Here is a 22,072-nt window from a genome sequence, read left to right as displayed (position 1 = left end):
TTAGCCATGCGCCCAACCCGGCCCGTGACCACCTTGAGAGTAATCGTTCGTGGATTGTCGGTGCCCCCTGAGACAGTGGTCGGGTGCTCCAGCCGTACCGCGAACTCGCCGCCGTCCCCAGGGTCCCCAGCTTGTTGATCTGGGCGGCGATCGGCAGGTTGCACATGACGGGCACGCCTTTGGCCATGTCGTTCCTGATCGCCGGGTGGACCGGTTCGTACGCCATCGCGGGTGTGATCGGCGCCGCACTTCTGATCGGCAACGGGGTGGCCGGGCCGGTGCGCGGCCGGGCGGTCGACCGCAGGGGGCCGGTTGGTCTGCTGCTGGTCACCGGGATCTGTTACGGCGTCGGAATGATGGTGCTCGCGTTCGTCCCGGTCTGGTTACCCGGCTCGTGGTGGCCGCTGATGGCGGCGGGCGCGTTCGTCGTCGGCCTGTCGAATCCGCCGGTCATCCCGGTCAGCCGGGCGGTGTGGCCCCGGATGCTCTCCGGTGCGGCGCTGAACTCGGTGTACACCGTGGACGCGACGCTGACCGAGTTGATGTTCGCGGTCGGTCCGTTGCTGGCCGCCGGGCTGGTCGCGGTGGTCAACCCGGAGCTGTCGCTGGTGATCTCGGGTGCGCTGGCCATGTTCGGCGCGGCCGCCTTCGCCCGCGCGCTGGCCAAGGCCGGCCAGGCCGAGCCGGTGCGGACCAGCGACCAGGCCACGCCGAGGCGGGGCGGGTTGTTCGGCGTGCCCGGTGTCGTCGCGTCGCTGGTCTTGTCGTTCTTCCTGGTCGCGGCGCTGCTGATGATCGACATGACCATCGTGGCGTGGGCGCGTGACGTCAACCTCCCGATCCTGGCCGGTGTGCTCGCCGCGGTCTGGGCGGTCGGGTCGGGGATCGGCGGCCTGATCGCGGGCGGGCTCACCGGCAAGCCGCGGCTGACCAGGAGAGTCGTGCTCAACCTCATCGGGGTGGCCGCGCTGGTGCCGGTCCTGCCCCCGGTGTTCGAACCGGCCTCGCCCTGGCTGCTCGGCCTGGTGCTGCTGCTCGGCGGCGCCGCGATCGCGCCCGCCGCCGCGGCGGCGAACGCGATCCTCGGCGAACTGGCTCCGGCCGAACGCCGGACCGAGGCGTACGGCTGGCTGTCCACGGCGTCGACCACGGGATTCGCTGTGGCGCTGCCCACGTCCGGTTTGCTGCTGGACCACGGCGGTCCGTCGGTCGCCGCGGCGGGCGCGGTCGTGTTCCTCGCGGTGGGGGTGCTGCTGGCGACGCGCATCCCGGCGCCGGCGCGCGAACCTGAGCCTGTCGCCTCATGAGGCGATGGCCATACGGCTTGGTGGCGGTCATTGCCGGGGTTCTGCTGGCGTCGCAGGGGCGGATCAACGGCCAACTGGGTTCGCGGCTGCACGACGGCGTGGTCGGTGGCCTGATCTCCACCGCTCTGGGTTTTGTCGTTCTCGTCACGTCGGTGATGTGCACGCCGGTCGGCCGTCGCGGCGCGGGCCGCATGGTGGTGGCGCTGCGCAAGCGGGAACTGCGGTGGTGGGAGTGCCTCGGCGGGTGCGTCGGGGCGTATTTCATCGTCACGCAAGGCCTGGCGATCACCGCGCTCGGCGTGGCCGTGTTCACCGTCGCGACGATCAGCGGGCAGTTGGTGAGCGGGTTGTTCGTCGACCGCGCGGGACTCGGCCCGGGAGGTCCGCAACCGATCACGAGGTGGCGTGTGATCGGCGCGGCACTGGCCGTCGGCGCGGTCACCCTCGCCGTCCAAGAGCAGTTCGTCCGGCCGCAGAGCGTGGCGTTGTTCCTGCTGCCCGCCGTCGCCGGGTTCGGGATGGCCTGGCAGAGCGCGGTGAACGGCCGGGTCAAGGACGCTTCGGGAAACGCGGTGGTGGCGGCGGCGGTCAACTTCAGCGCCGCGTCGAGCACGCTGTTGATCTTCGCCGTCGTCGACGTGGCGCTGCGTGGCTGGCCGGTCGACTTCCCCGGTGAATGGTGGCTCTACGCCGGTGGCGCGTTCGGCATCGTCGTGATCGGGATCTCCGCGGCAGCCGTGCGTGCCGTCGGGGTGCTCGTGCTCAGCCTCTGCCTGGTCTCCGGGCAGTTGCTCGGTGCGCTCATGCTGGACGTTTTCGTGCCCGCCCGCAGCGCGCAGCTGTCGTTCACCGAGGTGCTCGGTGTGGTCATCACGCTGTTCGCCGCCGTCGTGGCCGCGCTACCAGTCAGGGCCGCCTCTGACAAGATGACCGCGTGAGCGCGACGATCCTGGATGGCAAGGCGACCCGAGACGCGATCTACGAGGACCTCAAGGTGCGCGTGGCCGCACTGCGGGCCAAGGGCGTCGAGCCCGGCCTCGGCACGGTCCTGATCGGCGAGGACCCCGGCTCGGCGATGTACGTGCGCGGCAAGCACAACGACTGCGCCAAGGTCGGGATCACCTCGATCCGCAAGGACCTGCCCGCGGACATCTCGCAGGAGGACGCCGAGGCCGTACTGGACGAGCTGAACGCCGACCCGGCGTGCACCGGCTACATCGTCCAGCTGCCCGTGCCGCGGCACCTGGACACCGGAAAGCTGCTCGAGCGCGTCGACCCGGCCAAGGACGCCGACGGCCTGCACCCGGTCAACCTCGGCAGGCTGGTGCTGATGGAGCCCGCTCCGCTGCCGTGCACCCCGCGCGGGATCGTCGAGCTGCTCAACCGCTACCAGGTGCCGATCGCGGGCCAGAACATCACGGTCGTCGGCCGTGGCGTGACCGTGGGCCGCCCGCTCGGGCTGCTGCTCACCCGCCGTTCGGAGAACGCGACGGTCACGTTGTGCCACACCGGGACCAAGGACCTCGCCAGCGAGGTCAGGCGTGCGGACATCGTGGTCGCCGGTGCGGGCGTGCCGCACCTGATCACCCCCGAGATGGTCAAGCCCGGTGCCGCGGTGCTGGACGTCGGCGTCAGCCGGACCGAGTCCGGAATGGCCGGTGACGTGCACCCGGACGTGCGCGAGGTCGCCGGTTTCCTGTCGCCCAACCCCGGCGGGATCGGGCCGATGACCAGGGCGATGCTGCTGACGAACGTGGTCGAGGCCGCCGAGGCGCGGGCGTGACTGTCGTGCCGTCGAAGTCCAGGCTCCGCGAGCAGTGGCCGTTCGCGGTCGTCCTGCTCATCGTCGTGGTCGGCCTGGTGCTGGTGCTGCTGTACCACTGGCGCAAGGGCACCTCGCTGGTCGGCGGTGCCCTGCTGGTGGCGGCGGCCCTGCGGCTGCTGCTGCCGGACAGCAAAGCCGGGCTGCTCGCGGTGCGCAAACGGCGCGTGGACATCCTGCTCTACGGCGGGATCGGCCTGATGATCCTGTACATCTCGGCGTCGATCATCGGCGGTCCGCTCAACTGAGCGACTGAATGGCCGATCGGCCACCTCGGTCAGGTGGCCGATCAAGCCGGGCTCTTCGACCGAAGTCGCGGCGGCGGGAAATCCATAACGTCGTCACCATGACCACGTCGCAGCTCACCGCCATCCACTTCGGACTGATCGGGTTCGCCGTGATCTGGCCCGTCGTCCTGCTGGCGCTCCGGGGCCGGGTCCGCCCGGTGGTGAGCGGCGCGGTGACGTTGTACGCGGTGCCGGCGCTCGCCGTGGTCTTCCTGCCACTGCCCGGTCCGCACACGCCCCGGCTGCGGCAGACCATTCAGCTGGTGCCCTTCCAGTGGGTGCTGGACACCGTCGGCGGCGACATCATGGCAGTCAAGCAGGTGCTGCTGAACATCCTGCTGTTCGTTCCGCTGGGGTTCTTCGCCCGCACGTTGTGGCGCCGGACCGCGCGGCAGGCCGTCACGATCGGCTTCGCGGCGTCGCTGATGATCGAGATCACCCAGTTGAGCGGCAACTTCGGCACGGCGCCGTTCGTGTACCGGATCTTCGACGTGGACGACCTGGTGACGAACACCGTCGGCGCCTTGGCGGGTTTCCTGCTGGCGAACGCGGTACTGCAGCTGCGTGCCCCGGAGCGCATGAGTGCTTTGTCACGGCGCCGGATGGTCCTCGCTCCGCACGGACGGGCTTGGTCGCCGAAGCCGGTCCCCGCCCGCGCGGAGCGCGGATGATCCAACGCTCCGTCCCGCCCCACGCGGCCGACATCTCCGCTCGGGGCTGACACCCGGCTTGGCCGGGGCGATCTCGGGCGTGTTGCGTGGCGTGAACGACCGGCGCGACCAAGCCGGGCCTGAGAGGCCGGTCACCGCCGACTGACTGCCCGTTGCGGGGTTGATAGCCTGCCGGGGCAGGTCCCGGCGCCGAGACCGTGACTCTCTCGTAGCTGGTCGCGCCCGAGACCCCACCTGAACGCTTGAGTGGATCGGAAGGCAATGACCCGCACCCCCGTCAACGTCACCGTAACCGGCGCGGCCGGCCAGATCGGCTACGCCCTGCTGTTCCGCATCGCGTCGGGCCAGCTGCTCGGCCAGGACACCCCGGTGAGGCTGAAGCTGCTGGAGATCACCCCGGCGCTGAAGGCGGCCGAAGGCACCGCGATGGAACTGGACGACTGCGCGTTCCCGCTGCTGTCCGGCATCGACATCTCCGACGACCCGAACGTCGCCTTCGACGGTGCCAGCGTGGCCCTGCTCGTCGGCGCGCGACCGCGGACGAAGGGCATGGAGCGCGGTGACCTGCTCGAGGCCAACGGCGGCATCTTCAAGCCGCAGGGTCAGGCCATCAACAACCACGCCGCGGACGACATCCGCGTGCTCGTGGTCGGCAACCCGGCGAACACCAACGCCCTCATCGCCCAGCAGCACGCGCCGGACGTGCCGGCCGACCGCTTCACCGCGATGACCCGGCTCGACCAGAACCGCGCGTACAGCCAGCTGGCGGCGAAGCTCGGCGTGACCGTCAGCGACATCCGCAAGCTGGTCATCTGGGGCAACCACTCGGCGACCCAGTACCCGAGCCTGGCGCACGCCGAGGTCAACGGCAAGAACGCCGCCGAAGCCGTGAACGACCAGGCCTGGCTGGAGAACGACTTCATCCCGACCGTCGCCAAGCGCGGCGCGGCGATCATCGAGGCCCGTGGCGCGTCCTCGGCGGCCTCGGCTGCCAACGCGGCGATCGACCACGTCTACGACTGGGTGAACGGCACGGCCGAGGGCCAGTGGGCCTCCGCCGGTGTCGTGTCCGACGGCTCGTACGGCGTGCCGGAGGGCATCATCTCGTCGTTCCCGGTCACGTCGACCGGCGGCGAGTACGAGATCGTCCAGGGCCTGGACATCGACGAGTTCTCCCGCGGCAGGATCGACGCCTCGGTCGCCGAGCTGGTCGAGGAGCGGGACGCGGTCAAGGGTCTCGGCCTGATCTGAGCCGATCGGGTACTCGTGGACAGAACCCCGCCCAGTCGGGCGGGGTTCTCTCTATGCGGGCACGTCAGCGTCCGGAATGGACTGAACCGCAACGGGGACTCTGGTCGTCACCAGGCGACGGGCAGCGAGTGCACGCCGTAGATCGCCATGTCGTCACGCATCGGGACCTCCTGCGGTGCGATCGCGAGCCGCAGCGCGGGGAACTCGCGCAGCAGCGTCGTGAAGCCGATGCGCATCTCGATGCGGGCCAGTTGTTGTCCGAGGCACTGGTGGATGCCGTGCCCGAACGCCACGTGTCCGGTCGGGGTTCCGTTGAGTTCCAACCGGTTCGCGTCGATGAACCGCATCGGGTCGCGGTTGGCCGCCGGCAGTGAGATCGCCACCGGGTCGCCTGCCTTGATCAGGTGGCCGTCGAGTTCGACGTCCTCGATCGCGGTCCGGGCGGCTCCGAAGTGGACGATCGTCAGGTAGCGCAGCAGCTCCTCGACCGCGTTGGTGACCAGGCCGGGGTCTTCGCGCAGCAGTTGCAGCTGGTCCGGGTTGGTCAGCAGGGTGTACGTGCCCAGCGCCAGCATGTTCGCGGTTGTCTCGTGTCCGGCGATGAGCAGCAGCAGGCCGATGTTGCTCATTTCCTCGTCTGTCAGGCTGCCTTCCGCCACCAGCCCGGACATCAGCGCGTCGTCCGGGCGTGCGCGTTTCATCCTGATCAGGTCGAGCATGTAGTTCTCGATCGACTCCGCCGCTGCCCGTACCTCCTGCTGCGAGGCCGTGAGCGACAGCAAGCGGCTCGAGTCGTGCTGGAAGCCCGCGCGGTCGGCGTACGGCACGCCCAGCAGTTCGCAGATCACCAGCGACGGGATCGGCAACGCGAACTGCGGCACCAGGTCCGCTGGTGCACCGTGCCTGCGCATGCTGTCGACGTGGTCGTTCGTGATCTCCTGCACGCGGGGGATCAGCTGGTTCATCCGGCGCACGGTGAACTGGCCGGTGAGCAGCCGCCGGTAGCGGGTGTGGTCGGGCGCGTCCTGTGCGATGAACATGCCCGGCTTGGTCGGTTCGTTGGTCAGGTTGTCGCGGACCGGTGATTTCCGCAGCTCACCCCGGGAGCTGAAGCGCGGGTCCGCGAGTACGGCACGGGTCAGCTGGTGGGTGGTGACCAGCCAGCCCACTGTTCCGTCGGCGAACGTGATCTGGCTCAACGGCCCGCGGTCGGCGAGGTCCGGTGGTGGGTCGAGCGGTGTCGTGCGCTGCTGGGGCATCAACGGTGCGGTCATGTCGTTCCTCACCACGCGACTGGGAGTTCGTGTACGCCGAAGATCGCCATCTGTTCCCGCAACCGCACGTCCTGCGGCGCGGTCGCCAACCGGAGTGCCGGGAACTCGCGCAACAGGGTGGCGAAGCCGATGCGCATCTCGATGCGGGCCAGTTGTTGTCCGAGGCACTGGTGGATGCCGTGCCCGAACGCCACGTGTCCGGTCGGGGTTCCGTTGAGCGCCAACCGGTCCGGGTTGACGAACCGCATCGGGTCGCGGTTGGCCGCCGGCAGTGAGATCGCCACCGGCTCACCCGCCTTGACCAGGTGCCCGCCGAGTTCCAGATCCTCGGCCGCGGTCCGCGTCGTTCCGAAGTGGATGATCGTGAGGTAGCGCAACAGTTCTTCCACGGCGTTGTCGACCAGGTCCGGGTCTTCGCGCAGCAGTTGCAGCTGGTCCGGGTTGGTCAGCAGGGTGTACGTGCCGAGTCCCAGCATGTTCGCGGTTGTCTCGTGGCCCGCGATGAGCAGCAGGAACCCCATGGTGGCGATTTCCGCGTCGCTCAGGCCGTCCTCGGCCAGCAGGCCGCTGAGCATGTCGTCGCTCGGCGCCTTGCGCTTGGCCGTGACGAGATCGAGCAGGTAGTTCTCGATGTTCTCGACCGCTGACCTGATCTCGTCCCTCGTCCTGGTCAGGTCGAGCATCTTGTGGCTGTTGTCCTGGAACGTCGCCCGGTCGCCGTAGGGCACGCCGAGGATCTCGCAGATCACCAGCGACGGGATCGGCAGCGCGTACGCCTGCACCAGGTCCACGGGCGGGCCGTGCCTGCGCATGCCTTCGATGTGCTCGTCCGTGATCTCCTGGACGCGGGGGATGAGTTCGTTCATCCGGCGCACGGTGAACTGGCCGGTGAGCAGCCGCCGGTAGCGGGTGTGCTCCGGCGCGTCCTGCGACAGGAACATGCCCGGCTTGGCCGCGTCGGTCGGCAGGTCGGCGCGGATCGGCGACTTCCTGATCTCCGGCCGGACGCTGAAGCGCTGGTCGGCGAGCACCGCCCTGGCCAGCTGGTGCGTGGTGACCAGCCAGCCGATCGTGCCGTCGGCGAACGTCAACCTGCTGAGCGGGCCGCGTTCGTGCAGTTCGGCCGGCGGATCGAGTGGGTTGACCCGGTCGACCGGGAGCCGGGGGATCCCGGTCGGTGTCGCGGGCAGAGTCTCAGTCATGGTGCACTCCTTGGCCTCGTCCCCATCGACGTTTCCGTGCGAACCTGACTACCCCCTGTCACTTTCCTGACGAAGAGCTGACGCCTCCCAGCACCACGGTGAATGTCGTGCCCATCCCGGGTTCCGTGGCCACGTGCACCTCGCCGCCGTGCGCCTGCACGATCCGCTGCACGATCGCCAGCCCGAGCCCGGCGCCCCCGTCGGACTGCCGTTTCCCCGCCCGGTAGAAGCGTTCGAAGATCCGCGCGGCGACCTCCGGCGGCATCCCCGGCCCTTCATCGGTGACCGACAGCCGGTCGCCGTGCACGCGGACCGTGATGGGCGTGTCCTGCGGGGTGTGCTGCAGCGCGTTGCCGACCAGGTTGAGCACGACGTGCCGCAGCAGGCGCTCGTCGCCTTCGACGATCACTTCGGTGGGGGCGTCGAGCGTGATCGGGCGGGTCGGCGCGATCACCGACGTGTCCGCGACGATCTCGGCCGCGATGCCGCGCAGGTCGACCTTCTCCCGGTCGAGTTCCCTGTTCAGGTCGAGGCGGCTCAGTTCGAGCAGCTGGTCCACGAGCGAGTTCATCCGGTTGGCCTCTTGCTCGATCCGGCTCAGCGCCGTGGCCGCCAGCTCGGGTTTGCCGGAGACCCGGTGCAGCTCGGCCCAGCCGCGGATCGTGGTCAGCGGCGTGCGCAGTTCGTGCGAGGCCGCCGCGAGCGCACCGAGCAGGTTCCTTTCCAGGTCCCGTTGTTCCTTCAGCGACCGGTTGAGCACGTGCACACCGAACAAGGTCACCGCGACCACCGCGGCGCCGGTCGCGATCAGCTCGAACACCAGCAGCTGCGCGACCGCGTCCTCACCGGGGCCGAGGCTGCCGGCGACGACCACGGCCCGGAACCGCACCGGGTCGGGCCTGCCTTGCAGCTGGAGCATCGCGTTCGGGCCGATGTCGAACGTCTGCACACGCCACCGGGTGTCCGAAGAGGACATCGTGGTCGGCCGGTGCGCCCAGTTCGGCGGCACCGGATCGGGGATCGGCGGCGGGGTGATCTGGTCGCCGGACAGCGGATACGGCCTCGTCGCGACGAGCACGCGCCCGTCGTCGGCGAGGATGGCCGCGAAGAAGCCCTCCGGCAGTTGCTGCTCGAGCGTCAGGCCGTCCACGTTGATCCGGCGGCTGCCGAGCACCGGCAACGCCCGCTGCACCTCGCTCAGCGTGCGTTCCACCCGGTTGAGCGCGTACAGATCCACCACGAACAACGCGGCCACGTCGATGATCGCCATCCCGAGCAGCGTCAACGAGATCAGGCCGAGCAGCAGCTTGCCGCGGACCGCGCGGATGCCCTTGCGCGGCATGGGTTGCCCGCTCAGCTCTCGGCGATGCGGTAGCCGAAGCCGCGGACGGTGTGGATCAACGGGCGCCGTCCGGCGTCGACCTTGTGCCGCAGCCGGGAGACCAGCTTCTCCACCACGCCTTCGCCGAAGTCGTGCTGCCACACGTGCTGCAGGATCTGTTCCTTGGTCATCACCTGGCCCGCGTTGACCATCAGGTAGCGCAGCAGCTTGTACTCCGTCGGAGTGAGGTCCAGCGCGTCGCCGCTCCGGACGGCCTGGAACTTGGCCTCGTCGAGCACCAGGTCCGCGCTGCGCAGCACCTGCTCGTCAGGGGCGCGGCCGGACCTGCGCAGCAGCGCGTGCACCCGCGCCAGGAGTTCAAGGACGTGAAACGGCTTGGTGACGTAGTCGTCGCCGCCGATCCGCAGGCCGGTGACCGTGTCCTCGACCGACCCGCGCGCGGTCAGGAACAGCACGGGCGGCGCGTGCCCGCGTTCGGCCAGCTTCCGGCACACGGTGAAACCGTCCATGTCGGGCAGCATCACGTCGAGGATCACCATGTCGGGGCGCTCAGCCTCGACCGCCGCCAGGGCGGCCTGGCCGGAGGAAACCGCTGACACGTGGTAGCCGGCCAGGTCGAGGGTGGTGGACAGCAGCTCGGTGATCCCGGGTTCGTCGTCGACCACCAGCAGGTGCTGGCCATCCCCTGAATGTTGCACAACGCCTCCTTGTGATCACGCAACGAACTCGCTTGCCTCGGCGTTCCCACTTGGCCAGCCGCGCTGCCCGCTCGTACGGTGCATTCATGTCGAAGATCAGTTGGCCGGTGCCCGACCCCAGCCTGCCCCACGGCGTCTACACCCCGCTCGCCGACGCCGCGCGGGCCGCTGCGGCCGCGTACGGGGTCGCGCGAGCCGAACACCCGCGTGCCGAGCTGGCCGAAGAGGTCGCGACCGGCGCGGACGGCACGCCCACCATGCGGGTCGACGCCTTGGTGGAGGCCGCGATCGTCGACGTGATCGACGCCGCGAGGGTCAACCTGTTGAGCGAGGAAGCCGGGTTCATCGACCACGGCTCGGCCGTGACGCTCGTGATCGACCCGATGGACGGTTCGGCCAACGCCGCGATGGGCGTGCCGCTGTCCTGCTTCGCCGGTGCGGTCTTCCGGGACGGCGTCGCGACGGAGGCGCTGACGGTCTGGCTGGACACCGGTCGAGCGTGGTGGGCGTCGGCGGGGCAGGCAACGCCCTATCGGACGACCGGTCGGACCACATTGGACGGCTCGTCGATCTCCATGTTGCGGCCGAAGGACAACAGCCGCGACGCGTGGCTGCGGGTGGCGAGCCGGGTGGACCGCGTCCGGGTGCTGGCCACGACGTGCCTCGAGACGGCGCTGGTCGCCGAGGGATCGATGGACGCGTTCGTCGACCCGGGCTCCGACACCCACCGGATCATGGACTTGGCCGCGGCCATGGTGACGTTGCCCGCGGCGGGCGGGGTTGTACTCGACGTGCGCGGCAGGCCGCTCGAGTTCGACGTGGACCTGTCCCGCCGCTGGTCCGGGGTCGCGGCGGCGACCAGGGAACTGGCCGACGAACTCGCCGAGACCGTCGGCTGATGCCGTTGTTGCGGAATTGTCTGCTGGCCACCGGGACGTTCGCGGCGGGCACGAGTGCGCAGGTGATCGCCGGTGTGCTGCCGGATCTGGCGGCGTCGCAACAGATCTCGGTCACCACGGCCGGGCAGTTGCTCACGGCGTTCGCGTTGACCTACGCGGTCGGTTCGCCGTTGCTCGCGGCCATGACCGGCCGATGGGACCGTCACACGCTGCTGGTCACGGCGATGGGCGTGATGGCGCTCGGCAACGCGTTGGCCGCCGTGGCTCCGAACTACGCCTTTCTTTTCGGCGCAAGGATGATCACGGCGTTGGGAGCTGCGGTCTACACGCCGACCGCGACGGTTGTCGCGGCCTCACTCAACCCGCCCGAGCGACGAGCCCGTGCCTTCTCGACGGTGTTCGGCGGGCTGACGGTCGCGTTGGTCGCCGGTGTCCCGTTGAGCAGCGCTTTGGTGTCATCGCTGGGGTATCGCGGGGTGTTCGCCGTGGTGGCCGGGTTGACAGCGGTGTCCGGGATCGCTGTGTGGCTGGTGATCCCGCGGGTGGCGCCGCCGGAGTTCACGAGCCTGCGTGCCCGGGTGGCGATGCTGGGCAACCGGCAGATCCTCGCCCTGCTCACGGTGACGTTGCTGATCTCGATCGCCGGGCTGAGCGTGTACACGTACCTGTCGTCGGTGCTCGCCGAGATCACCGGTGTGGCGGGTGGCGCGGTGAGCCTGATGTTTTTCGCCTACGGCGCCGGTGGCGTGCTCGGCAACTGGCTCGGTGGCCGCGCGGCCGAACGGTTCGGCACGCGCGTCCCGTTGCTCTGCTCGCTTGTGCTGTTCATCGTGTCGTTGGCGCTGTTGCCGATCGTCGCGCTGAGCGTCGCCGGCGCGGTGGTCGTCCTGGTGCTGTGGGGAATGGCCAACTGGTCGATCAACCCGCCGATGCAGAGCAGACTGGTGGACACCGCACCCGATTCGGCCGGGCTGACGCTCGCGCTGAACGCGTCCGCGATCTACTTGGGTATCGGGCTTTCCGGCGTGACGGGTGGTGTTGTGCTCGCGCTGTCCGGCACGGCCGCACTGGGTCCGGTGGCCGCCGTGATCGCGTCGGCGGCCCTCGGTGTTTTCGTCATCGCCAGCCGTGCTCAGTCCTCGGCGGCCCGCTGCACGACACAGTCGGGACCAGGGAACACCAGCGCCTCGTGACCGTCCGCGAACCGGACGAGATAGGGCGGAGCTCCGTTGTGGCCGCGTACTTCGATGATCTCGCCATGCCTGTCGGAAAGGCCCACATTCTTGCCGTGGACGAGAAGCCGGTCACCTACCGTCGCTTGCATGGTTCTCACCTCCGGTCATCCAGAGTAAAACCGGACACAAGGGGTGGTCACTCACGTCGCCTTGGCGGCGGCCTTCGTCGCTTTCTTGAACGCGCGGACCTCGGCGAGCGTCTCGGCGCTGGTGACGTCGGCGATGGACCGCCGGGAGCCTTCGTCGCCGTACGCGCCCGCGGCCTCCCGCCACCCCTCGGCCGTCAAGCCGAACTGCTTGCCGAGCAACGCGAGGAAGATCCTGGCCTTCTGCTCGCCGTAACCCGGCAAAGCCTTGAGCCGCTTGAGGATCTCCGGGCCGTCGGGCTTGCCCTGCCGCCAGATCCGGTCGGCTTTGCCGTCGTAGGTGTCGACGATGTACTGGCACAACGCCTGCACCCGCTTGGCCATGGCGCCGCCGTACCGGTGGATCCCCGGCGGACTCGTGGCGAGCGTGGCGAACGCGTCCGGGTCGTACTCGGCGATCTCGTGCACGTCGAGCTTGCCCAGCTTGGTGACCAGCTTCTGCGGGCCCTTGAAGGCCACCTCCATCGGGATCTGCTGGTCCAGCAGCATGCCGATCAGCAACGCGAGCGGGTCCTTTGCCAGCAGGGCGTCCGCCACCGGTTCACCGGCGAGGTGCAGCTTGCGCGTCATGCGCACATCTTGGCACGGGGTCAGCTCGTGGCGTACACGAGGAACACGATGCGTGACGACACCTCGAGCTTGTGCGCGACCACGTCCGAGTACCCGGCGTGCAGCGCGATCCTGGCGGCGTCCTGAGCCGACGACGGTAAGGGGATGTCCGTGGCGACCAGGGGCGCGAACGCGGGCGAAGGCGTGAACGTCTCGCCGAACGGCATGCTGAACGCCAGCCGTCCGGACGGCCGCAGCACACGCAGCCAGTCCTTGAGCGCTGCCGTGCCGAGGAAGTGCAGCGAGGACGCGCACACCACCAGGTCCACGCTGGACGCCTGCACGGGAGCGGGCACCGCTTGGCCGATGTGCCAGTCGATCTTCCCCGACGGGTCCTGGACCGCGGCTTTCGCCTTGGCGCGCTCGATCATCTTCGGCGCGGAGTCGATCGCGACCACCGAGTGGGCGCCAAGGTGCTGCAGGGCCGCGAAGGCCGCCGCGCCTGTCCCGGTCGCCACGTCCAGCACCACGTCCGGCTTCGGGGCGTCCGCGACGCCGTTCACCAGTTTCTCCGCGACGACCTGGTGGAACAGGTCGTCGTCGTACCCCGCCGCGATCTCGTCGAACACGCTCACCGGCGGATTCTAACGAGGCAGGAAGGTGAAACCCCACAACGAGGGAATGGCTCCTGCCTGCTGCAACGCCGCGAGCGACAGCCAGATCGACGCCACCGTGATCAACGGCCCGATCAGCGTCATCTCCACCTTGCCGCCGGTCTGCATCCGCAGGATCTTCGGCGGCGCCACCGGGTACCAGGTCTTGCCGCCCAGCGGGATCGGCCACAGGATCGGGCAGCCCTGCTCGGTGATCGCGTCGCCGATGTAGTGCGCGATGCAGCCGATCCCCACCGCGACGCCGCAGGCAGCCGCGTTCGCCGACGTCTGTTCGGTCCACAGCAGGCACAACGCCGTCACGCCCGCTGATGTCAGCGTGATGACCAGCGCGTCCTTGCGCGGGTGCCACTTGTGCAGGATGCCGCGTACGGCCAGGCCCGCGAACACGAACATCAGGACCGGCAGCGCCCACTTCTGGCTGGTCTGCACGATCGCCGTGGTGATGACGGCCGCGATCGCCGCGAACACGAGCGTGTGCGTGAGGCCTCGGTGCCCGCCGTCGCGGTTGGAGTCGCGCCGGGTCCTGGTCAGCCGGTACACGCCGTGGCTGAGCGCGTTGATGCCGCTGGAGAAGCCCTGGCTGATCGACCCGAACGTCCGCGACACCGTCGACGACGGGTGGTCCAGGTCCGGCAGGAGCGCCGCGCCGGTCGCCAGTACCGCGCCGACCACCCACGCCCTGGGGCTGAGCTGACCGATCGAGTGGTCCGTGGCCAGCGCCGTGGTCGCCGACCACGCCAGTAAGCCACTCATCGCATGCGTCGGCCCGGTCGCCATCCCGGTGTCCCCCTCAAGATCGCCAAGGACCGCAGGATAGCGGTTTTGCGGCCGTGAGCTGGGGATCCCAAGTGGAGCGTCCGGCCCCGGGTGTCGCACTGCCCGGTGCGGTGTGCATGATCTTGGCCTCGAACCATCTTGGAGCGCCGCGATGCACCGTCACACCCGTCGTGTACTGGCAATACTCACTGTCACCTTGTGCATGTCGCCGGCTGCCACGGCGACCGCGACACCGCTGCCTCCTGACACGCGTGCGACGACAGTGACGGGCGCTCCGAAGACGTGCCGCTCGGCCGCCATCCCCGGTGACATCGTCGAGGTGACGGCCCAGGTCAGGCAGAGGACGTCGGTGGACATCACCGGGATCCCCGGTGGTTATCAGGTGCTCGGCGTGGTGGTCCAGGGCACGTCGTCGTACAACAAGTACCCCAACCTCGGCACGCTGCCGTGGCGCGACCTGCGTGCGCCCGGTGACGGAACTGCGGAGATGACCAACTGGTTCGCCTGCGCCAAGCCGAGGCCGAGTTCACCGGCGCCGACGACCACGACATCGGTGACCACTTCGTCGACCAGCGCGCCGGCGACCGTCACCCCGACCAGTACGAGCACGACCACCACGTCGGCGGTCGTCGCGCAGCCGCCCGATGACGACGACCTGGCACGGACCGGGTTCGGCACCGGAGGCTTCTTGATCGTGGCCACGCTGCTGATCCTCGCCGGAGCGGTGATCCTGGTGGTGGTCCGGCGGCGGCATACGATCCAGGCCAAGTGACGGCGGCGACACGGCCACGACAAGCTACCAGTACGCTTGTACCGTTAAGTAGCAGACTCAAAGACGAGAACATCCCGGGAGAGGAACCCAGGCAGATGGCCAAGATCAAGGTCCAGGGGACGGTCGTCGAACTCGACGGCGACGAGATGACCCGCATCATCTGGCAGTTCATCAAGGACAAGCTGATCCACCCGTACCTGGACATCAACCTGGACTACTACGACCTGGGCATCGAGCACCGGGACGCCACCGACGACCAGGTCACCGTGGACGCGGCGAACGCCATCTCGCGGCACGGCGTCGGCGTCAAGTGCGCCACCATCACCCCGGACGAGGCGCGGGTCGAGGAGTTCGGCCTCAAGAAGATGTGGCTGTCGCCCAACGGCACGATCCGCAACATCCTCGGCGGCGTGATCTTCCGCGAGCCGATCGTCATCTCCAACATCCCCCGGCTGGTCCCCGGCTGGACGAAGCCGATCATCATCGGCCGCCACGCCCACGGCGACCAGTACAAGGCGCAGAACTTCAAGGTCCCCGGCGCCGGTGAGCTGACCATCACGTTCACGCCGGAAGACGGCTCGGAGCCGATCCAGCACGTGATCGCCAACTACGGCCCCGACGGCGGCGTCGCGCTGGGCATGTTCAACTTCAACAAGTCGATCGAGGACTTCGCGCGCGCCTCGCTGCGCTACGGCCTCGAGCGCGAGTACCCGGTGTACATGTCCACCAAGAACACCATCCTCAAGGCGTACGACGGTGCCTTCAAGGACATCTTCCAGCGCGTCTACGAGGAGGAGTTCAAGGCGGACTTCGACGCCAAGGGCCTGACCTACGAGCACCGGCTGATCGACGACATGGTCGCCGCGGCGCTGAAGTGGGAGGGCGGCTACGTCTGGGCCTGCAAGAACTACGACGGTGACGTCCAGTCCGACACCGTGGCGCAGGGCTTCGGCTCGCTCGGCCTGATGACCTCCGTGCTGATGACCCCGGACGGCAAGGTCGAGGCCGAGGCCGCGCACGGCACGGTCACCCGGCACTACCGCCAGCACCAGGCGGGCAAGCCGACCTCGACCAACCCGATCGCGTCGATCTACGCGTGGACCCGGGGCCTGGACGCGCGTGCCAAGCAGGACAGCACCCCTGAGGTGGCGGGCTTCGCGAACGCGCTGGAGCAGGTCGTCGTCGAGACCGTCGAGAGCGGCAAGATGACCAAGGACCTGGCCCTGCTCGTCGGCCCTGACCAGGCATGGCAGACCACCGAGGAGTTCCTGGCCACCCTGGACGAGAACCTCCAGAAGAAGATGGCCTGAAGTAGCCGGAGGAGAAACCCCCATGGCCCATGTCCATGGGGGTTTTCCCAAGGCATAATCACCGTGGGTGGCTGATCGCTGACTTGGGTGGTTCTCGGGCTCAGCGGTTCAACCCGGCTGTGAGCTGCGTTATACGTGTCTCATGGCGACGAAAGTTTTGGCCAGGGCGAGAGAGGTGATCGTGTTGGCACCGAAGCGGACACTGATCGTGGTCGCGGTGCTGGTCGGGGTCGTCATCTTGTACGTGCTTGGCAACGACAAACAGAAGCAGGGCGGGACGAACAACGCCAACACCCCGGCGGCGAGTTCGACCGCGTGCCGGGTGGCGGTGATCGCCGACGTCCTCAACGTCCGGCAGAGCCCGGACGTGAAAGCCCAGGTCGTCGGCAAGTTCCAGCGCAACGCCGAGGCGGACGCGGAGAAGGTCGTGCAGAACGGCTTCCGCAAGCTCTCGGAGAACCGCTGGGTGTCCAACGACTACGTCAAGCCGTTGCAGGGCCGCGACTGTTGATCGTTTCCTCGATAAACGTGAACGGCCTGCGCGCTGCCGCGCGCAAGGACAACGGCTTCTCGGAGTGGCTCGACGCCACCGCGGCGGACGTGGTCTGCCTGCAGGAGGTACGGGCCACGCTGGACCAGTTGCCCGTCGAGGTCCGTAACCCGGACGGGTGGTTCGCGACGCATGCGCCCGCGGCCGTGAAAGGCCGTGCGGGAGTGGCGGTGTACAGCCGCGTCGAGCCCGAGTCGGTGCGGATCGGTTTCGGCGCGCCGGAGTTCGAGGACAGCGGCCGCTACGTCGAAATCGCGCTGCCCGATGTCGTGGTCGGCAGCGTCTACGTACCCAGCGGTGACGTGGGCACTGAGCGGCAGCTGGAGAAGGAACGCTTCATGGACGCGTTCCTGCCGTACCTGGCCGAACTGCGTGAGAAAGCCGCCGCGGCCGGCTCAGAGGTCCTGGTCGCGGGCGACTGGAACATCGCCCACCAGCAGTCGGACCTGAAGAACTGGAAGGGAAACCAGAAGGCGTCCGGGTTCCTGCCCGGGGAACGCGCCTGGCTGTCCCGCATCTTCGACGAGGTCGGCTACGTCGACGTCGTCCGCGCCCTGCACCCGGCGGGCCCCGGCCCGTACACGTGGTGGAGCTACCGCGGTCAGGCCTTCGACAACGACTCGGGCTGGCGCATCGACCTCCAGATCACCACGCCCGGCCTGGCCGCCCGCGCCACGAGCGCCGTCGTCGAACGCGCCGCCAGCTACGGGGAACGCTGGTCGGACCACGCCCCGGTGACGGTCGCGTTCGCCGGGTAGGTCCTCAGCCGAGGGCCGAGATGGTGGCGAGGATGCCCCACAGCCAGGCTTTCACCAGCAGCCAGAACGTCGGACGGCCGCCGGTGTCCTCGCGGATCGTGCGCGGGTCCGTGACCACCTTGCCGACGGTCACCCGGCCGATCCACTGCCGATGTGCACGACGAGGTCGATCAGGAAGGCGAGCACCATCCTGATCGACCTGGTCGACGGGTAGCGCGGATCGTCCTTCGCGCCGTGGACGGCGGGCACCTCGCCGGTGGCCATCACGGGCTGGTGCAAGTCACGGCGCCGCACAGAAGTCATGTCCACACGGGAGGTGATGCCGTACCGGTTTTCGCGCTGTCCGCCAGACGGGGGAATGCCTTTGGCGCATCGAGCAATCGCGTCGCACCGGACGGGAGGAACGCCGAAAGTTCGTGCGCGATCGTCCGGCACGCACCGCCAAGACGGCTCAGCACCTCTGTTTTCGCCGTATCGGAGCGCTCCCAGGGTTTCGTTGTCTCGATGAGACGGTTGGTTTCGTCGACAGCCGCTACGATCGCGCCCGTCGCCGCGCGGAAGTCGAAGTCGCGCAGTGCTCGGTCCACTGTGGAGGCCAGGTCGATGGCCGGGCCGTCGGGGATGGATCCGCCGGAGAGGCCACGGACCCGGTTGAACAGGTTCCCGACGCCGTTGGCCAGTTCGCTGTCCGCGCGGTCGACCAGCCGTTGCTCGGTGAAGTCCGTGTCGCCGAGCCTCGCCGGTTCGCGCAACAGCCACCAGCGCACCGCGTCGACGCCATAGGCGCCGATCAGGTCCACGGGGGACACCCGGACCCCGGAGCTCTTCGAGATCTTGGCGCCGTGCGAGGTCAGGTACTCGTGCACGAAGATCGCCTTGGGCAGCGGCAATCCCGCCGACAACAGCAAGGCGGGCCAGTAGACCGCGTGGAACCGGATGATGCCCTTGCCGATCACGTGCACCTGGTCGCCGTCGCGCCACCACTGGTCGAACGAGTCGCCCAATGACGTCACGTAGTTGGCCAACGCGTCCCACCACACGTAGATGACCTGCGACGGGTCGTCCGGCACGGGGATTCCCCAGCCGCCCGACCGGGCCGCGGGCCGGGAAACGCTGATGTCGGACAGCCCGGATCGCACGAAGGACAGCACCTCGTTGCGGCGTGCCTCCGGCTCGATGCGGATCTCGTGCTCCAGCGCGTGCAGGATCCGGTCGGCGTACTTCGACAACCGGAAGAACCAGTTCTCCTCGGTGACGGTCTCCGCCTTGGTCCCGTGCTCGGGGCAGTACGGCTCGGTCACGAACGCTTCACAGCCCGCGCAGTAGTACCCCGTGTAGGACTTGCGGTAGAAATCGCCGCGTTCAGCGGAGGCGCGCCACAGGCGTTCGACGCCCGCCAGGTGCCGGGGATCCGTGCTGGTGCTGACGAAATCGGCATATGACAGGTCCAATGGGTCACGCAGGGCCGCGAAGCGCGCCGAGCTGCCTCGGACGAACGACCGGACGTCGACTCCGGCCGCGCGTGCCGCTGTGACGTTCTTGAACGCGTTGTCGTCCGTGCCTGTCTGGAATCTGACCTGCTCACCGCGTAGCCGTCGGTTGCGGGCGAGGGCGTCCGCCTGGACGAGCTCCAGCGCGTATCCGAGGTGCGGCTCGGCGTTGACGTACGCGATGGATGTGGCGACGTAGAAGTTCACTGCTGTTCTCCCTGGTGGCGGTGGCCGCCAACCGGGGGAAGAACCGCTGTACCCGGTTGCCGGCCGGGTACTGGGTGCGAGAGATTTAGCGCACGCTGACGTAGCCCGGAGGGGGCCACATCGTGACGGTGCTCACCACGCTCGTTCGCATGCTCCAAGTCTACTGAATGCGCCTAGGCTAATTCGGTGGCTATCGAATTGATGATGACCCCGCCTGAGCCCCGTCCCAGCGACGCGGCGATGCGGCGGGCGTTGCGCAGGGCGAGCGACGGTTCCACGTTGGACCTCACCGAGGCCACGGTGTTGTTGCACGCGCGCGGTGAGCAGCTCGACGAGCTGATGGCCGCGGCGTCCCGGGTCCGGGACGCACACCTGCGGGCCGAGGGCCGCGAGGGGATCGTCACCTACAGCGGCAGCGTCTTCATTCCACTCACCCGGCTTTGTCGTGATCGTTGTCACTACTGCACGTTCGCGACCGTCCCGCACCGGTTGCCGGCCGCCTTCCTCGAGCGTGACGAAGTTCTCGAAATCGCTCGGCAGGGCGCGGCGGCCGGCTGCAAGGAAGCGCTCTTCACGCTCGGCGACCGGCCGGAAGAGCGGTGGCCCGCGGCGCGGAAATGGCTGGAAGAGCGCGGTTTCGAGTCTACTTTGGACTACGTGCGCGCCTCGGCCGTCGCGGTGCTCGAGGAGACCGGTCTGCTGCCGCACCTCAACCCCGGCGTGCTGTCGTGGGAAGAGCTGTCCCGGTTGCGACCCGTGGCGGCCAGTATGGGCATGATGTTGGAAACCACGGCCCACAGGCTGTGGAGTGAACCGGGCGGCCCGCACTATGGCAGCCCGGACAAGGAACCGGCGGTCCGGCTGCGCGTGCTCACAGACGCGGGCCGGGTCGCTGTGCCTTTCACGACCGGCATCCTGGTCGGCATCGGCGAGACGCTCACCGAGCGCGCCGACTCGCTGCTCGCCATCCGCGGCATCGCCCGGCAGTACGGGCACATCCAGGAGATCATCGTCCAGAACTTCCGCGCCAAGCCGGACACGGCGATGCGCGGCATGCCTGACGCCGACCTGCACGAACTGGCCGCGACCGTGGCCGTCGGCCGGTTGCTGATGCCGCCGGGCGTGAGCGTGCAGGCCCCGCCGAACCTGGTCGGCGCCGAGTTCCAGCTGCTGCTCAAGGCGGGCATCGACGACTGGGGCGGCGTTTCGCCCGTCACGCCTGACCACGTGAACCCGGAACGGCCGTGGCCCGCGCTCGACTCGTTGCGTGAGCAGACCTCGCAGGCAGGCTTCGAGCTGCACGAGCGCCTGCCCGTCTACCCGCGTTTCCTCAAGGGCGCGCCCGGTCAGTGGACGGACATCCGCATCGCGGACCACATCTCGGCCGTCTCGACGTCCGGCGGCCTCGCGTCGGACGTGAAACCGGCCGGTCTGCCGTGGCAGGAGCCGGACGGCGGACTGGAGACGGTCGGCCGCGCGGACCTGAACACGACGATCGACACGACGGGCCGCACGCGAGACCGGCGCGGCGACTTCGACTCCGTCTACGGCGACTGGGAGGAGCTGCGCAAGCAGTTGCCCAAGGCACCCGAACGGCTGGCGGCCGACGTCAAAGCGGGCCTGCGGCTCGCGGAGACCAGCCCGGGCGCCCTGCTGGACAAGGAGAACGCCGACGTCGCGCTGGCGCTGATCACCGCTGACGGCGACGCGCTGGAGACGTTGGTGCGCCTGGCCGACGACGCCCGCAAGGACGCCGTCGGCGACGACATCACGTACGTCGTCAACCGCAACATCAACTTCTCGAACGTCTGCTACGTCGGCTGCCGGTTCTGCGCTTTCGCGCAGCGCGAGCGTGACGCGGACGCGTTCCGGCTGTCGGTGGAGGAAGCCGCGGACCGCGCTGAGGAAGCGTGGAACGACGGCGCCACCGAGGTCTGCATGCAGGGCGGTATCGACCCCAAGCTGCCGGTCACGTACTACGCTGACCTCGTGCGGGCGATCAAGAGGCGCGTGCCGGGCATGCACGTGCACGCCTTCAGCCCGATGGAGATCGTCAGCGCGGCGTCGAAAGCGGGCGTGAGCGTCCGCGAGTGGCTGACGGATCTGCGCGACGCGGGACTGGACACCATCCCGGGCACAGCGGCGGAGATCCTCGACGACGACGTGCGCTGGGTGCTCACCAAGGGCAAGCTGCCCGCGTCCACGTGGATCGACGTCGTGTCGACAGCGCACTCGCTGGGCATCAGGTCGTCGTCGACGATGATGTACGGCCACGTCGACCACCCGGGCCACTGGCTGGGACACCTGCGCACGCTGGCCCGTCTGCAGGACGACACAGGCGGGCTCACGGAGTTCGTGGCGCTGCCGTTCGTGCACCGCAACGCCCCGATCTACCTGGCCGGTGTCGCCCGCCCAGGCCCGTCACGCCGCGACAACCGTGCGGTACACGCGATGGCGCGACTGGGCCTGCACGGCCGTATCCCGAACATCCAGTGCTCGTGGGTGAAACTCGGCGAGGAAGGGACAGCGGAGATCCTCCGCGGCGGCGCGAACGACGTCGGCGGCACGTTGATGGAGGAGACCATCAGCCGGATGGCCGGATCGGAGCACGGCTCGGCGCGCACGGTCCGTCAGTTGGAGCAACTGGCCACCTTGGCCGGTCGTCCCGCACGCCAGCGCACGACTACGTACGGCTCGGTAACGGCTGCGGCACGTTAGCGCAGGTACCCGCCGCGTCCCCGGGCGCGGCGGGTCTTGATCGACACCCCGGGAACGCCAAGTGCCCGAACGAGCGATAGCCTCCCTGACCGCAAGCAGGAGTGGTGCTCAGCGACCCAACGCTTGACACGCT

Annotated in this window: 24 protein-coding genes; 13 read left to right on the top strand and 11 right to left on the bottom strand. The window is 68.8% G+C overall.

The features are described 5' to 3' along the window. The first annotated feature begins 83 nt into the window (after window positions 1–83). From AOZ06_RS48980 to AOZ06_RS48955, 6 genes are all read left to right on the top strand, one after another. Window positions 84–1,307: an MFS transporter gene (locus tag AOZ06_RS48980; protein WP_054295641.1), complete on the top strand. Its 1,224-nt coding sequence runs from the start codon at window positions 84–86 to the stop codon at window positions 1,305–1,307. Next, entirely contained in the window at window positions 1,304–2,245 is a 942-nt protein-coding gene (locus AOZ06_RS48975) for a DMT family transporter (RefSeq protein ID WP_054295640.1), read from the top strand. The genes AOZ06_RS48980 and AOZ06_RS48975 overlap by 4 nt, the downstream gene beginning before the upstream one ends. Further along, window positions 2,242–3,090, top strand: a complete 849-nt coding sequence (locus tag AOZ06_RS48970; protein WP_054295639.1) for a bifunctional methylenetetrahydrofolate dehydrogenase/methenyltetrahydrofolate cyclohydrolase — start codon at window positions 2,242–2,244, stop codon at window positions 3,088–3,090. Before AOZ06_RS48975 ends, AOZ06_RS48970 begins: the two co-directional genes overlap by 4 nt. After that, on the top strand, window positions 3,087–3,377 hold the full coding sequence (locus AOZ06_RS48965; RefSeq protein ID WP_054295638.1) for a DUF3017 domain-containing protein: 291 nt from the start codon (window positions 3,087–3,089) through the stop codon (window positions 3,375–3,377). Before AOZ06_RS48970 ends, AOZ06_RS48965 begins: the two co-directional genes overlap by 4 nt. Before the next feature lie 98 nt (window positions 3,378–3,475). Further along, window positions 3,476–4,087, top strand: a complete 612-nt coding sequence (locus AOZ06_RS48960) for a VanZ family protein (RefSeq protein WP_083472436.1) — start codon at window positions 3,476–3,478, stop codon at window positions 4,085–4,087. A gap of 261 nt (window positions 4,088–4,348) precedes the next feature. Further along, the gene (locus AOZ06_RS48955) at window positions 4,349–5,338 is read left to right on the top strand and encodes a malate dehydrogenase (protein ID WP_054295637.1); all 990 of its coding nucleotides are present in this window, start codon (window positions 4,349–4,351) and stop codon (window positions 5,336–5,338) included. Between the two features lie 107 nt (window positions 5,339–5,445). Here the strand turns inward: AOZ06_RS48955 and AOZ06_RS48950 are convergent, their stop codons facing one another. From AOZ06_RS48950 to AOZ06_RS48935, 4 genes are read right to left on the bottom strand one after another with little or no spacing between them, the layout of a single operon-like run. Next, window positions 5,446–6,612 carry a cytochrome P450 gene (locus tag AOZ06_RS48950; protein ID WP_054295636.1) on the bottom strand — a complete coding sequence of 389 codons (1,167 nt, stop codon included), beginning with the start codon at window positions 6,610–6,612 and terminating at the stop codon, window positions 5,446–5,448. Between the two features lie 8 nt (window positions 6,613–6,620). Continuing rightward, complete coding sequence (locus AOZ06_RS48945; protein ID WP_054295635.1) at window positions 6,621–7,814, bottom strand: cytochrome P450; 1,194 nt, start codon at window positions 7,812–7,814, stop codon at window positions 6,621–6,623. 58 nt (window positions 7,815–7,872) lie between these two features. Then, window positions 7,873–9,156 carry a sensor histidine kinase gene (locus tag AOZ06_RS48940; RefSeq protein WP_054295634.1) on the bottom strand — a complete coding sequence of 428 codons (1,284 nt, stop codon included), beginning with the start codon at window positions 9,154–9,156 and terminating at the stop codon, window positions 7,873–7,875. Window positions 9,157–9,167: 11 nt separating this feature from the next. After that, window positions 9,168–9,854 (bottom strand): response regulator transcription factor, encoded by a 687-nt coding sequence (locus AOZ06_RS48935; protein WP_054295633.1) that lies wholly within the window; start codon window positions 9,852–9,854, stop codon window positions 9,168–9,170. A gap of 86 nt (window positions 9,855–9,940) precedes the next feature. Between AOZ06_RS48935 and AOZ06_RS48930 the strand changes: the two genes are divergently transcribed. Continuing rightward, a complete protein-coding gene (locus tag AOZ06_RS48930) occupies window positions 9,941–10,753 on the top strand; it encodes an inositol monophosphatase family protein (protein WP_054295632.1) in 813 nt (270 codons plus the stop codon). After that, complete coding sequence (locus AOZ06_RS48925; protein WP_054295631.1) at window positions 10,753–11,946, top strand: MFS transporter; 1,194 nt, start codon at window positions 10,753–10,755, stop codon at window positions 11,944–11,946. Before AOZ06_RS48930 ends, AOZ06_RS48925 begins: the two co-directional genes overlap by 1 nt. Here AOZ06_RS48925 and AOZ06_RS55600 read toward each other — a convergent pair. The 4 genes from AOZ06_RS55600 to AOZ06_RS48910 are packed head-to-tail and all read right to left on the bottom strand — an operon-like array spanning window position 11,886 to window position 14,134. After that, window positions 11,886–12,077, bottom strand: coding sequence for a DUF1918 domain-containing protein (locus AOZ06_RS55600; protein ID WP_083472435.1), 192 nt, complete (start codon window positions 12,075–12,077; stop codon window positions 11,886–11,888). The genes AOZ06_RS48925 and AOZ06_RS55600 overlap by 61 nt on opposite strands. A 51-nt stretch (window positions 12,078–12,128) precedes the next feature. Next, window positions 12,129–12,704 carry an HhH-GPD-type base excision DNA repair protein gene (locus tag AOZ06_RS48920; RefSeq protein ID WP_054295630.1) on the bottom strand — a complete coding sequence of 192 codons (576 nt, stop codon included), beginning with the start codon at window positions 12,702–12,704 and terminating at the stop codon, window positions 12,129–12,131. A 20-nt stretch (window positions 12,705–12,724) separates the two neighbouring features. Next, window positions 12,725–13,318 (bottom strand): class I SAM-dependent methyltransferase, encoded by a 594-nt coding sequence (locus AOZ06_RS48915; protein WP_054295629.1) that lies wholly within the window; start codon window positions 13,316–13,318, stop codon window positions 12,725–12,727. Between the two features lie 9 nt (window positions 13,319–13,327). Then, a complete protein-coding gene (locus AOZ06_RS48910) occupies window positions 13,328–14,134 on the bottom strand; it encodes a metal-dependent hydrolase (protein ID WP_054295628.1) in 807 nt (268 codons plus the stop codon). A 202-nt stretch (window positions 14,135–14,336) separates the two neighbouring features. On the opposite strand from AOZ06_RS48910, the gene AOZ06_RS48905 reads away from it, so the two are divergent. From AOZ06_RS48905 to AOZ06_RS48890, 4 genes are all read left to right on the top strand, one after another. After that, a complete protein-coding gene (locus AOZ06_RS48905) occupies window positions 14,337–14,906 on the top strand; it encodes a hypothetical protein (protein WP_054295627.1) in 570 nt (189 codons plus the stop codon). A gap of 95 nt (window positions 14,907–15,001) precedes the next feature. Next, entirely contained in the window at window positions 15,002–16,216 is a 1,215-nt protein-coding gene (locus AOZ06_RS48900; RefSeq protein ID WP_054295626.1) for an NADP-dependent isocitrate dehydrogenase, read from the top strand. 142 nt (window positions 16,217–16,358) lie between these two features. Continuing rightward, on the top strand, window positions 16,359–16,727 hold the full coding sequence (locus AOZ06_RS48895; RefSeq protein WP_063810252.1) for an SH3 domain-containing protein: 369 nt from the start codon (window positions 16,359–16,361) through the stop codon (window positions 16,725–16,727). Beyond that, complete coding sequence (locus tag AOZ06_RS48890; RefSeq protein ID WP_157233940.1) at window positions 16,721–17,524, top strand: exodeoxyribonuclease III; 804 nt, start codon at window positions 16,721–16,723, stop codon at window positions 17,522–17,524. The genes AOZ06_RS48895 and AOZ06_RS48890 overlap by 7 nt, the downstream gene beginning before the upstream one ends. Before the next feature lie 4 nt (window positions 17,525–17,528). Here AOZ06_RS48890 and AOZ06_RS61470 read toward each other — a convergent pair whose 3' ends face one another. From AOZ06_RS61470 to AOZ06_RS48885, 3 genes are read right to left on the bottom strand one after another with little or no spacing between them, the layout of a single operon-like run. Beyond that, the gene (locus tag AOZ06_RS61470) at window positions 17,529–17,657 is read right to left on the bottom strand and encodes a hypothetical protein (RefSeq protein WP_257721448.1); all 129 of its coding nucleotides are present in this window, start codon (window positions 17,655–17,657) and stop codon (window positions 17,529–17,531) included. Next, entirely contained in the window at window positions 17,654–17,827 is a 174-nt protein-coding gene (locus AOZ06_RS57475; protein WP_157233660.1) for a hypothetical protein, read from the bottom strand. The genes AOZ06_RS61470 and AOZ06_RS57475 overlap by 4 nt, the downstream gene beginning before the upstream one ends. Continuing rightward, window positions 17,824–19,221, bottom strand: coding sequence for a methionine--tRNA ligase (locus AOZ06_RS48885; protein WP_054295625.1), 1,398 nt, complete (start codon window positions 19,219–19,221; stop codon window positions 17,824–17,826). The genes AOZ06_RS57475 and AOZ06_RS48885 overlap by 4 nt, the downstream gene beginning before the upstream one ends. Window positions 19,222–19,422: 201 nt before the next feature. Between AOZ06_RS48885 and AOZ06_RS48880 the strand changes: the two genes are divergently transcribed. Further along, complete coding sequence (locus tag AOZ06_RS48880) at window positions 19,423–21,939, top strand: bifunctional FO biosynthesis protein CofGH (RefSeq protein ID WP_169799130.1); 2,517 nt, start codon at window positions 19,423–19,425, stop codon at window positions 21,937–21,939. The last annotated feature ends 133 nt before the right edge of the window (window positions 21,940–22,072 follow it).

It is taken from the genome of Kibdelosporangium phytohabitans (assembly GCF_001302585.1).
In the GTDB taxonomy this organism is placed as follows: Bacteria; Actinomycetota; Actinomycetes; order Mycobacteriales; family Pseudonocardiaceae; genus Kibdelosporangium; species Kibdelosporangium phytohabitans.
This window is presented reverse-complemented; position numbering and strand designations above follow the sequence as displayed.